This is a genomic window from Blautia sp. HCP3S3_D9, assembly GCF_052063845.1.
In the GTDB taxonomy this organism is placed as follows: domain Bacteria; phylum Bacillota; class Clostridia; order Lachnospirales; family Lachnospiraceae; genus Blautia_A.
Genome location: NZ_JBQHWS010000007.1, coordinates 39,607 through 52,077, shown reverse-complemented (window position 1 = coordinate 52,077; position 12,471 = coordinate 39,607). Strand labels below are relative to the sequence as shown.

Annotated in this window: 12 protein-coding genes; 4 read left to right on the top strand and 8 right to left on the bottom strand. The window is 41.0% G+C overall.

What is annotated here, in order from left to right; genetic code table 11:
• Nucleotides 1-75: 75 nt before the first annotated feature.
• From ACTNES_RS03170 to ACTNES_RS03155, 4 genes are all read right to left on the bottom strand, one after another.
• Entirely contained in the window at nucleotides 76-1,014 is a 939-nt protein-coding gene (locus ACTNES_RS03170; protein ID WP_441038490.1) for an IS982 family transposase, read from the bottom strand.
• Between the two features lie 282 nt (nucleotides 1,015-1,296).
• Nucleotides 1,297-2,649, bottom strand: a complete 1,353-nt coding sequence (locus tag ACTNES_RS03165) for a DUF1254 domain-containing protein (RefSeq protein ID WP_291810587.1) — start codon at nucleotides 2,647-2,649, stop codon at nucleotides 1,297-1,299.
• A gap of 31 nt (nucleotides 2,650-2,680) precedes the next feature.
• Entirely contained in the window at nucleotides 2,681-4,663 is a 1,983-nt protein-coding gene (locus ACTNES_RS03160) for an alkyl/aryl-sulfatase (RefSeq protein WP_441038489.1), read from the bottom strand.
• A 91-nt stretch (nucleotides 4,664-4,754) separates the two neighbouring features.
• Nucleotides 4,755-5,291 (bottom strand): HdeD family acid-resistance protein, encoded by a 537-nt coding sequence (locus ACTNES_RS03155; RefSeq protein ID WP_300335723.1) that lies wholly within the window; start codon nucleotides 5,289-5,291, stop codon nucleotides 4,755-4,757.
• 94 nt (nucleotides 5,292-5,385) lie between these two features.
• On the opposite strand from ACTNES_RS03155, the gene ACTNES_RS03150 reads away from it, so the two are divergent.
• Complete coding sequence (locus ACTNES_RS03150; RefSeq protein WP_300335720.1) at nucleotides 5,386-5,799, top strand: potassium channel family protein; 414 nt, start codon at nucleotides 5,386-5,388, stop codon at nucleotides 5,797-5,799.
• A gap of 9 nt (nucleotides 5,800-5,808) precedes the next feature.
• Here ACTNES_RS03150 and ACTNES_RS03145 read toward each other — a convergent pair whose 3' ends face one another.
• Nucleotides 5,809-6,243: a hypothetical protein gene (locus ACTNES_RS03145; RefSeq protein ID WP_330636215.1), complete on the bottom strand. Its 435-nt coding sequence runs from the start codon at nucleotides 6,241-6,243 to the stop codon at nucleotides 5,809-5,811.
• A gap of 291 nt (nucleotides 6,244-6,534) precedes the next feature.
• Between ACTNES_RS03145 and ACTNES_RS03140 the strand changes: the two genes are divergently transcribed.
• Entirely contained in the window at nucleotides 6,535-7,242 is a 708-nt protein-coding gene (locus tag ACTNES_RS03140; protein WP_291810599.1) for a hypothetical protein, read from the top strand.
• Between the two features lie 13 nt (nucleotides 7,243-7,255).
• On the opposite strand, the gene ACTNES_RS03135 is transcribed toward ACTNES_RS03140, so the two are convergent.
• Complete coding sequence (locus ACTNES_RS03135; RefSeq protein WP_441038487.1) at nucleotides 7,256-8,986, bottom strand: S8 family peptidase; 1,731 nt, start codon at nucleotides 8,984-8,986, stop codon at nucleotides 7,256-7,258.
• A 527-nt stretch (nucleotides 8,987-9,513) separates the two neighbouring features.
• Here ACTNES_RS03135 and ACTNES_RS03130 point away from each other — a divergent pair.
• Nucleotides 9,514-10,425, top strand: coding sequence for a 4Fe-4S dicluster domain-containing protein (locus ACTNES_RS03130; protein ID WP_330687429.1), 912 nt, complete (start codon nucleotides 9,514-9,516; stop codon nucleotides 10,423-10,425).
• A 495-nt stretch (nucleotides 10,426-10,920) separates the two neighbouring features.
• A complete protein-coding gene (locus tag ACTNES_RS03125) occupies nucleotides 10,921-11,244 on the top strand; it encodes a hypothetical protein (protein WP_291817663.1) in 324 nt (107 codons plus the stop codon).
• 19 nt (nucleotides 11,245-11,263) lie between these two features.
• On the opposite strand, the gene ACTNES_RS03120 is transcribed toward ACTNES_RS03125, so the two are convergent.
• Nucleotides 11,264-12,046, bottom strand: a complete 783-nt coding sequence (locus ACTNES_RS03120) for a ZIP family metal transporter (protein WP_441038486.1) — start codon at nucleotides 12,044-12,046, stop codon at nucleotides 11,264-11,266.
• A 19-nt stretch (nucleotides 12,047-12,065) separates the two neighbouring features.
• Nucleotides 12,066-12,335, bottom strand: a complete 270-nt coding sequence (locus ACTNES_RS03115) for a hypothetical protein (protein WP_441038485.1) — start codon at nucleotides 12,333-12,335, stop codon at nucleotides 12,066-12,068.
• Nucleotides 12,336-12,471 lie beyond the last annotated feature (136 nt).

Here is a 12,471-nt window from a genome sequence, read left to right as displayed (position 1 = left end):
TGCTACTTCAAATAAATTATGTGAAAACCTGTGAAACCGCAAAGAATCCCTGTAGTTATTGAAAGAATAAAATTTTTAAAATATCAATTTCTTGATTTTTCCAATTTCACAGGTTTCACCGAAAATACTGTTCAATGCAATACAGATATTGTATGCCAGTACTTTATTAACCAAACGGGTACATAACCCCTGAAAGCTTTTGGCTAACACTCTTTCTGCATTTAACTGACCACTCAATTGAGAGAATACGGTTTCTACCCGTCTTCTCAGTTTGAATATTAACTGACGTACGGATTTTGGCCAGTTTTCCTTACTGTTGGAACGTTTCAGAGCAAAAAGACAGATATTGTTTTCCTGCATTTCCTGTCCCATGTTTTTTCCAACGTAGCCTTTATCCGCTAAGATTGTAATATTAGACCAATGAGCCGCCAGATCACGTAATCCTTCGCGATCATCTGTAGATGCCGGTGTGATCTCAAATGATGCAATGTATCCCTCCAATGTGATTAAAGCATGTACTTTATATCCGTAATAAGTTTCTTTTTTGGAAGGACATTTTCCATAATCAGCACCATGACCACGAAATGCTTTACAATATCGTGCACGCCCAAATTTACAGACTGCAAGAGGAAAGCTATCGATGATGTAATAGGAACTGACTGGAATTGGGAATACGGAAATCATTTTTTGTCGTAACAATTCTGTTGTCTGCATCAGAGCGCGTCTTGTTCTGTTAAAACGACTTCTGCTGCAAAGCTGTGGAAAAAGATGCCTGTAGTTTCGTTTCACAAAAGAAAACCAGGCATTCTCAGAATCAACACCTGCCAATTCTCCACAGAGACTGATAGTAATGATTTCTGAGTCAGACAATTTTGCATCCAGGATATGCCGTCGGCTGGTAACTTCTGGAGGTGCAAACTGATGATACAATTCGTCAATAATAACGTAAGTGGTCAAAATAAAGTCTTCAAAAGTTGCAATAACAGTGGTATTATTATCTTGGAACTTCAACATAATGATGCCTCCTTTCGTTGTATTCCCTACAAATAGGATAGCACATTTTGTTGAAGTTTCTTTATATTTATTTTATCTAGCACAACAAGTTAATTTATTTTTCATATATTATCTTTCCTTTCTGTATAAATGTGAAAATATTTATAGCAATCCTCGTAAATAATGCATTTAAGACAGTTCAGCAGAGTGCGAAAGACAAGGAAGATATCTGCAGGCGTGCTGACGCACGGCAAAGATATCTGACGCAGGATTTCACACTCTGATGGGCTGGATTAAGATGCATTATTTCAGAGGATTGCTATAGTTCACATTTGATGGATAAATCTCTGTAATGGTCGGTGCCATCCATGTCTCCAGGGCGTCCATATCAGGCGTATAGATACGCATAAACAGATGGAAACCTCCAGCACCCACAGGAAGCCAGTTTGTGGTGTCCTTTGGGGCATCTTCAGACAGAATAATATCAACGGAACCATCATCATTTGCCTGTAAACCGGAACGGTCATTTATGCAGTAACGATCAATAGGATTATCGATCAGGAAATCATCGTCCCCATATGCAGTCACAGACCAGAATCCCCCTTCAAGAACCTGCGGATAGCTTTCAAAATGAAGAATATATGATTTTTCTCCTGTGAGAGTATTTCCATCCGCATCCTGCTCTATCTTTGGATACAGCGCAACTTCAACTGTATTGGCACCAAGCCCTGCAAGAGCTACCAGTGCACGATAAGCATATTCTGTATTGAAATCTCCGATCGGTTCACCAAAATAGTCCCACTGACCAAGCTTTTTTGAGAATTTCTGGCCCTCTTTGATAAGCTTTAGCTGAATTTCTGTCAGCATTGTCTTCCAGTTTTCTGCAACATCACCGGTAAGAACAGAAATGTCAAATTCCATACCAGGACCTATATTCACAACTGCTATTTTTTCAAGCATTTCCTTATCTGCAGCTGCCGGAGAATTCTTTACCATCAACTCATTGGCCTTATTAAAAAATGTGATCGGATCCATGGAAAGAACCTTATCAACAGGAATATAATCATTCTCTTCGCTGTAGCTTCCCCTCGGAGGTTCATAAGTGTCTCCGGATATATAATCGGAAAGCGGCATAAGTTTCATTTTTTCCTGGATGGCATACACATTTGGAAGATCCTCTTCTCCTGATAAAATGATTCTGGTGATGGACCATGCCATGGATGTAGGAACATCTATACGGGTAACTCCCTCAGGCAGTTCCCCTTCCCACGTAGAAAGAGTAATTGCATATGCACCAGCCTTATCAAGAACCGCGGCAGTATTTGTCCATCCATCCAGTACCTGAACCTTACAAAAACGATCTGTTTCCGGAAGTTCATAGACCATCGGCTCCTCGCTTAGATCATACCAGACCTGTGAATAGATCGTATCCACATTAGGAGTCACCACAGTCTTGAATTGTGCATCTGCCAGTGCAACACTGTGTATAAACTGATTTACAGGTGCTTTTTCGGTAGCAGATTCCTCTGTATTCGTTGCCGAGGTCTCAGTCGCATCCATGAGCACCAGCGGAAATGTATAAACATAAGCAGCTTCCACTGTCTCCCATATATTTTCATCTGTCTCACTGTCAGCAGATGCTACAAATCTTTTCATATTCATATCCTCCTGCTTCCGCCCCAAAACTTTATGGTTCAATAATATTAAAATATTTATACTCTGACGTAACAGTAACCGCATCCATCAATCGTGTCAGGCAGGTCTCATCACCCTCCTGTTCGATCAAAGCAGCAACATTCTCAGCGTTTTTCTGAACAACAGCCAACAGGCCGGCACGTTTGGTATTCCATGTCACATCTGCATCCGGATCCTGTGCATCCTTCTGATAAAGAAGTACGCCATTTTTTACGCGGAGTACATAATTACCTTCCGGCAATATAATATTTGCTGTAAAGGTCAGATCTGGAATCTTCGTCGTATCTACAAAAATTCCCAGATAATCCAGAATCATATCTGGTGTCATATGTAAGAAAACATCACCGTTACCGCTACTTCGCGTTGCATCATCGGTATTTGTACCATTTCGCAGTTCCTGTGCAGCACAAAGGTAAGCACTGCGCCATGGACCTGATTCTGCCTGATATCCCAATTGCTCCAATGCATCCGCACACAGATAACGTGCATCCGTATTTTCCGGATCAGCAAAAACCAGCGTATTGGTAATCTGAGCCACCCACTGATATTCTCCCTTTGCAAAATCTTCTTTTGCTTTTTCAAGAACAGCATCTGTATCACCGAAATATTCTACCAGCTTTTGGGCATAATCCGATGGTGTAAGTTCAGCAAGATGGACAGGATTACCGTCATACCAGCCCATATATTTCTCATATACTGCCTTCGAATTATGAGAAACTGTACCGTAATACTGACGAGTATACCAGACTTTCTCCAGTTCCTCCGGAAGCTGGATCATATTGGCAATCTCTGTTTCCGTATAACCTTCATTAATGTAGAGCAATGTCTGGTCATTAATAAACTTATATACAGCTGCAGTATTGGTCATATATTCCTGAATGGTATCATTTCCCCAATGTGGCCAGTTATGGGACTGGAATACCACATCTGCCTTATCACCATAGAGAGCCAGAGATTCCATGATGTACTCTGCCCATGCGTTTCCGTCACGCACCTGGGCTCCGCGAAGTGTATACAGATTGTGGAGTGTTCCTGTACAGTTTTCAGCCATCCACAAAGCATTTCTGGATCCAATCCAGAAGTTCATCTCTGCCGGTGCTTCGGTGCCCGGAGTAAGCTGAAATTCAATTTCCACTCCGTCAATGGTATGCTTCTCACCAGTTTGTGTGATTTCAAGTGTAGGAGAAATATAACTTGTGCTGCCCTTGGACTGTCCCATACCAATACCAATGGCAAGGGATCCTGTTTCACCACCCTCAAGCATTGTTCCATACTGATAACTTGCTCTTCGTCCCATAGCAGTACCTGCATAAATATTCTCGCTGACAGCATGCTTCTCAAAGCCTTCCGGTGCAATTACCTGCACATTGCCCGCTTGTACCTCTTCTTCCGAAACAATTCCCTTGACTCCACCGAAATGATCAACATGAGAATGGCTGTAGATCACTGCCTTTACAGGAAAAGTGCCCAGATTCTCTTCCACCAGGGCAAGAGCCGCTTGTGCACACTCTACACTCATCAATGGATCTACTACAATCCATCCTGTATCGCCTTTTATGAATGTGACATTTGACATATCATAGCCACGCACCTGATAAATTCCATCGGTTACTTCAAAAAGGCCATAAATATGATTCAGCTGTGTATCTCTCCAAAGGCTGGGATTTGCTGTATCCGGAGCATCCTGATCCAGAAAAGCATATGCCGTCTGACTCCATACAACCTTCCCGTTTTCATCACAAATATCCAGAGTATCCGGAGAAGCAAGCAGACCTTTGGTCGCATTCTCAAACTCCGTAGTATCTTCAAAATCCAGCAATGCATAAACTTCCTGATTTGCATCAATCGTATACTGGGTAGCCGGTTTGCTTTCCGCTGTTAATTCTGATGCTGCAATTGCGGTTGAACTGCCACAGACAGTCATGGTAAATGCCAATGCAGCGGTAATCATAGTAATTACTCTTTTTCTTTTCATGATATTTTCCCCCTTTGTTCCATTTTCATAATACTGCTTTCTGAGCCTGTTAAACAGCAGAGCTTAACTGCTCTGGTTTTAGTGTGGTGAGTTAGCGTTCTGTCTTTCCGAAATTGATTCCAAGTACGATCATATTGATACCCTGCATCAAAACAGAAAAAGCGATCATATATCCTGCGGAAATCATGGTAAGCACAGGATGAGTAAATGAAATGATGCTGACAATTACGGATAAAACACCGCACACAATGCTAAGGATACCTTTTCCTTTAGATGTTTTATATACCTTTGCGCCGCCGGCAATCTGGAAAATACCATAAATCAGAATAATCGCACCAACCAGATAAGCAGCCATTACGTCTGTGATGAACCGCTGAATGCCGCTGAATAATAAGATAATACCCGCAAGTCCTTCCAGAACACCGAGAATACATGCTCCGATTTCTTTCTTTTCTTTGGATAAAGAAAGGATTACAAGTTCAATACCATTTACAAACAGAAGGATTCCCAGTATCCATCCGATTGCAAGAAAAGTTCTCATTGGTCTTACAAGAGTGTAGACTCCTAATAACAATGTTAAAACTCCGGTGATCAAAGTGAGGTATTTTAGTGCTTTATTATCTTTCATACTGTTAAGCTCCTCTCATATTGCAAGTGAAACCGTTTTATACTATACTTCAATTAATTTCAGACAATAGATTATTTCATTGGAGGACAGGTACATGAAAAGAATTAAAGTATTAGGCAGTGTTTTAAAACGGACTCTCGCAGATAAAATTATCATTGGTTTTATTGCGTTTATTTTTGCTATCGCAGCAGTGATCCAGCTGGTGGAACCGGACATTAACCGATACGGAGATGCGCTGTGGTATTGCTATGCGGTGATCTCCACTGCCGGATTTGGCGATGTAGTTGCGGTTACCTTTATTGGAAAAATGTGTTCCGTTCTCCTGACAATCTATTCGCTTTTTGTAGTTGCCATCGCCACCGGGGTAGTGGTTAATTTCTATACCCAGATGGTAGAAATGCAGCGAAAAGAGACACTTGCCATGTTTATGGATCAGCTGGAAAGACTTCCTGAGCTTTCCAGAGAAGAACTGGAGAATATTTCCAGAAAAGTGCGCCGGTTTCGGTAGCTGTGGATCTTACTGATCTCTGGAAGAATGTTCTTCTTCCTGTTTGCTGCGTACCTGCGGGATCAGAGAAGCTGCCAGCTTTCCTTTTCCGCGGGTTCGCAGATACAGAATACCGATGATAGAAAATACAACTGCGCCGATAAAGTTTACGATCAAATCTTTCATGGTATGTAAAATGGTATCCCAGATAGGGATTTTTACATAAAAGGCATTGATCTCGCCAAGAATTTCTGCTGAAAAGATAAAGATCAGAATGACTGTCTCCAGTCCCGGTGGTATTGTGACGCTCAGTTTCCTGTCCAGAAACTGTGGAACCATAAAAAGGATCAATGTTAAGATTCCCAGAAACATATTGTGGTAATTTCCCAGAAAAAACTGACGTACAACGGATAAGATTACCAGGGCGGTAAGCACCATCTGGATCTTTGTTCTGTTCTTTTTCAAACCTGAATTAGCTTTCGTTTTTCTTTTCCTCCTTCCTTATTTTATATCCTCATCCTCGCTGTTTTTATTTTAACATAAATACACTTAAACAACAATATCTCTATGCATTTAAAATGAATAAATACATGAAAATTTTAGATATTTTTCAATATATCAATTTAAGTTCAAAAGAATCATTCATTATCAATGATCTTAAAATAAAATTATAAAAAGTTCTATTGTATTTTGACGAAATTTATAGTAACATTAAAGTCAGAAAATTATTAATGAACAGAAAGCAGGTATTTTTACATGAGATATAATGTACTTCATTTTTTTGAACGTAAAAATATTGATATATCTAATATTCTTTATCTTACACGTCAAAATCCACTTACAAAAATTACATTTTTTGATGGTAAAGAGATCCTAACTGCAATTCCGGTGAAAGAGATTGCAATTTATCTTCCGGATGAAGAATTTGTGAATATTACAAAAGGTATTCTTCTTCGAAAATCACAGATTGTAAATATTTCAGATGACGGATTATATACCATGACAGATGGAAGTATATTTCAGGGACGAAAAAGGAATATCAGTCAACATAAACAGCTTAGACAGGCGTTAGGATTGTCTAAAGAACAGAATGAAAAAGCAGAGAAAATGATTCCCCTTGAATTGTTGGAAAAATGTAGTATTCTCAATGACATGCCGCTTGCTTTTTGTGTTATTGAACTTGTATTTGATGTGAACGGCAGCGGAGTAGATTTTGTATTTCGTTATTGTAATGAGGAAATGGCTGTTGTAGAGGGAATTCCAGTTTCAGAAATGCTGAATAATTCGTTTTATAAGGTGTTTGAAAATGGAGATAAAAAATGGCTGGTTACTTATGCCGACGTAGCTTTAAACGGTACAAAGGTCATTTTACATGATTACAGTCCGGAAATCGGGAAAGAACTGACTATTTATTGCTTTCAGCCGCATCCGGGGTATTGTGCATGTATATTGATTCCGGGATGAATACATTTAGCTTTCACATATGAGGGAGACTTTGGGCTATACATAAGGCCCCCCATCCCACCTCTTCATTGGGATACTCCTCATACCCCGGCAATGGTCTGGCGCCTTTTCGGAGATAGGCTTTTACTTTTTCCCCATAGAGATAGGGATCGTTTCCATTTACAATCCCCCATTGCATTAACAATGCTGCGGATCCGCTGACAAAGGGTGTTGCAAAGGAAGTCCCTGTTACTGTTCTGTAACCACCACCGGGTACGGGGGCAACTATGTTCACTCCGGGTGCCACCAGATCAGGTTTCAGATATGGTAGCATTCTGCTGCCCCTTCCGTAAAAGTCCGCATAGGAGTCAACCAACGAATCATATGCTCCAACTGCAATAATCCGCCGGGCGGTAGCAGGTATGGTCAAAGTCCCATATGCCCTTGGTTCATAAAACCCAGTTCCTCTGTTCAGGGTATTTCCACCCGGCAGCCACAGATAATATTCTCCTCCCCTGACCTTTTTTCCACTTAGAATGATTTTCCAGTCTCCACTGTCCACATAAGTTTCCACAGGAAGGAAATCTATGTAGATTTCCTGCGTCAGATGATAGGGTCCAGGTTTGCCATAATAGATTAAAAGATCTGTATTTCCCAGTCTGTACTTCTGAGGACCAAGCTTTTCGTCTAAGGGGCCGATCCGGTTTCCGGATGGATTTTCAATATAAATGCTCATTTCATCCTCATAAGATTTCCATAACTGCACATTTGATGTTGGTTCCCTGCTGCTCACAGATAATTCTATCTGTCTGGTCTGTCCCTGTTTCAGGGTTCCTCCCTCATGCAGAGGCTGATTGCCGTTGTTCCCTGTACCTGTACAGATAGCCAGACGTCCTATGGAAGAAACCATATCTATATATGTTTCAAGAAGGGAATCTCCCTTGTGGGATCCATAATTATTTCCAAAACTGAGATTAATTGCCATTGGCCGTCCCATAGCCAGTGCCTGCCGCACCAGATAATCAATCCCCTGTATCAGCTCCGTAGTCCTGGGAAAGGAGTTCTCTCTGGGAATTCCCATTTTCACAACCAACAGATCACTTTCACAGGCAACTCCCTGATTCACCCCATCTGATGCCCTCCCATTTCCTGCTGCAATTCCCAGCACGGAAGTTCCATGTCCACTGTAATCTGAAGATGGAACAAGACGCCTGCCCTGGTTTTCTCCAAGTGCAAGCGCCTCATCGATCTGTTCTTTCGTATATTCAGTTCCTGTCACATATCCCTGGGGTGGTTTTCCCTGTATGCTCTGATCCCATAAACGTAAAATTCTGCTGCTCCCATCTTCATTTCGGAAATCAGGGTGAAAATAATCCACTCCTGAATCCACAACTCCTGTCAGGATTCCTTTTCCCGTCAGTCCATTCCTGCCGGTCTGCACTGTGCGGATGCAGCTTGCTCCCTTTGCCTGAAACAATTCAAAATACAGGCGTTTGGGTTTCTCCATAAATTCCACCTGCACTCTGTGGGAATACTCATCAATCTCACTTTCCGGCAAAGTTACCACTGCATAGCTGCCTAACAATGGCACTACCTGAATTCCATTTCCAGCCAGACCACTTTCCGGTCCGCTGTACTTTATGATCACATCCCATAGCCTGGTTACAGGATCATATCCTACATTAAGATTTCCTGACTTTCTACGCTCCTGTGGGGTTGCATCCATTGCAAGATTTAAAAGGTTATCTATTTTCTGGTCTGGCATTTTAATCTCATTTCCATATATTCACTTAGTCTATTATATACAAAAGTTCTGCATACGGACTCTTATTATAACAATTTTGGGAACTGATAGTTCATTTCATGCTTTTCCAGCCAGAGCCACTTTCCAACTGCTTTTAAGAAACAATTTTGAATGACTCCCAACGAGTACAGACGCAAGCGGTCATAAAAACCATTCCATCTTCTCCCTCACATCCGCATGCTTCAGATAAATAACATTAAATTCTCTGACTATGGGCTCACCCTTCAATGTAAAAATCCCAAGCTCCGGGTCACTTTTGGCAAGTACTTCATATACAAATGAAATTCCATACCCGGAATTCTGCCCTGAAGGCTTTTTTATAAAGGTTTCTGTTTTTCAGTTTCACAGTTGCATTATTCCATAAATGTTACTTATCATATAATAAAAACTCATAAATTGATTTTATCATTCATGAAGCCTATAATCAACAAAAGAAACGCCGTATATATCAGAGAAAAGCAACAGCTACATAAAGGAGATACTTAAACATGAATGAGAAAAAAATAACAACATCCGCCAACAAAAAACTGAGTCCCGAGGAAATCAAACGGGTAAAAGGTCTTGGATGCCTTCAGGACAAACGATATGATGACATCTTTAATATTCGGGTCATCACAGGAAATGGACATATTACCACAGATGAACACCGTGCCATTGCAGATGCAGCAGACAAGTTCGGAAATGGTCAGATTACTATGACAACCCGCCTGAGTATGGAAATCCAGGGAGTTCCTTATGATAATATTGAGAAAACAATCGCCTTCCTTGGAGAACACGGCCTGATGACAGGCGGAACCGGAGCTAAAGTGCGTCCTGTTGTCTCATGCAAGGGAACAACCTGCCAGTATGGTCTGATTGATACCTTTGCACTCAGCAAGAAGATCCATGAGCGTTTTTATGTAGGCTATCACGATGTGGTGCTCCCGCACAAATTCAAGATCGCAGTTGGCGGATGTCCAAATAACTGTGTAAAGCCTGATCTGAATGATATGGGAATTATCGGTCAGAGAATCCCAAAACCGGATGTTGAGAAATGCCGGGGATGTAAAAAATGTCAGATTGAAAAGAGCTGTCCTGTCCATGTCCCGAAATTAGTTGACGGTAAACTTTACATTGATCCTAAAGAATGTATCCATTGCGGACGCTGCAAAGGAAAATGTCCTTTCGGCGCAGTACCGGAATATCAAAATGGTTATAAAATCTATATCGGAGGCCGCTGGGGTAAGCGAATCTCACACGGTCAGGCTCTTACCAGAATTTTCACAGAGGAAGAAGAAGTAATGGCAGTCATAGAAAAAGCAATCCTTCTCTTCAAAAATGAAGGAATCGCAGGAGAACGATTTGCAGATACTGTGAAACGTCTCGGATTTGAGTATGTGAATGAGAAATTGATTGGCTGAGTATTAAAAAAGACACTTCGGAAAACTTTCCCAAAGTGTCTTTTTTCAGGTTTTTATTTTGATGTAAAAATATCAACAGTTTTATTTCATAAATTATGCAGTCTGTTTTTCATCATTTTTTTCAAAAAGCTTCTTCACTCCCTGGATTGCTACCAGCACACCAAGGATCAGCAGTAACACTGCAAAGATAAGCTGTAAGGTATTTCCAAGATCCAGGCCTGTGGTAAATAATGCATTTAAGACAGTTCAGCAGGATTTCACACTCTGATGGGCTGGATTAAGATGCATTATTTTAGAGGATTGCTATAAAACCATTTTCAAATGCATTCATTTGTATAATATACGTAATTGTTTTTCTGTCTTGTACTTTCTCCGTCCTCTGCATATAACAGAGAAAGAAAATTTTACAGAAATTTTTCATTAGCACGCATGTGTATTTTACAAACTGTTTCTATAATAGTAATCAAAGAATTGAAAGAGAAAAGAGGAATCATTATGTATCAGACATTATGGAATTCTATTAATAAACAGGTAAAAAACTCACATGCTTCTGCAGCCTTTCTGGCTATTTCACTTATAGGATGGACAACCATCGGTCTTCTGGCAGGCTTTTTGATCTGCATAATCGGTGGTATGTCCTTTATTACAAAGGTAACTGTTGTCCTTTGCAGTGGCGGGTATACAGGATTGATCTTTGGTTTCTTTGGCGGTATTTTATATCTGTACCGGACAGAACCACCTCATTCAACTGACTCTGCCCCCTCACAGGTTCCCACTGTTTCCCAAATATCTCTCAACGCCAAGACAGCTGCCCGGTAATAAATCGGACAGCTGTTTTTTATCCAAGCGCTACATCCAGAATCATCATCAGGGAAAAGCCTACAGCGAAGAAAAGGGTTCCTATGTTAGAGTGTTCTCCGACAGACATTTCAGGTATGAGCTCTTCTACCACTACATAGAGCATAGCTCCGGCAGCGAAGCTTAAAAGATATGGAAGTGCCGGGACAATGAGTCCGGCAGCTAGGATTGTGAGGACTGCACCGATAGGTTCTACAATCCCGGACAGGACTCCGCCTGCAAAGGCTTTGGTCTTTCCCATCCCTTCAGAACGCAGGGGCATGGAGATAATAGCTCCCTCAGGGAAGTTTTGAATAGCAATCCCGATAGAAAGAGCCATTGCTCCCATTATAGTGATCTGGGCGTGACCTGTTAAATAACCTGCATATACGACTCCTACTGCCATTCCCTCCGGAATATTATGCAGAGTTACTGCAAGAACCAGCATGCTAGTTCTCTGAAGTCTGCTCTTCGGACCTTCTGCCTTGTCACTGTTCTGGTGAAGATGCGGGATCATGTGATCCAGCAAGAGCAAAAAAAGCACCCCTATCCAAAATCCCACTGCTGCCGGTACAAATGAAAACTTCCCCAGTCCGGAAGACTGTTCAATTGCCGGGATCAGCAGACTCCATATGGAAGCTGCAACCATAACTCCTGCTGCAAAGCCGGTAAGTGCCCTTTGAATCTGTTCATTCAGATTCTTCTTCATGAAAAATACGCAGGCGGCTCCTGCAGAAGTTCCAAGAAAAGGAATCAAAATTCCATAAAATACATTTATATCCATCAATTTATTCCTCCTGTTTTTATTTGTATGCAAATAAAAGAAATAGGTTCTTGTTATTTGTTTGATTTAGTTTAATCAGTATATCAGATTTTTTGACAAATAAAAAGAGAATACAAAATTTTTTACTATTTTGTATTCCTGAAGTGTAAGTTTCCTGCATTGTTAGTTCCTTTTCTGATGGAATTGCGATCAGGACTGCAAGAACTGCTGCAAACATACCAACCAGTACCATTTCTCTGGTTGTAAACTTTCTCTCTGCAGCAGGGCTTTTTGCATATGACTGACTCATAATAATACTCTCCTCTTTCCCTGTTGATGATTGGTTTTGACTTTCTTTTTATATCATAGGCGGAGAAGATTGATGAGAATTTATAAGAGAACCCTTCCCTCAGGTCTTTCTTTCACCTGTGGAAAGGGTTCTTCTC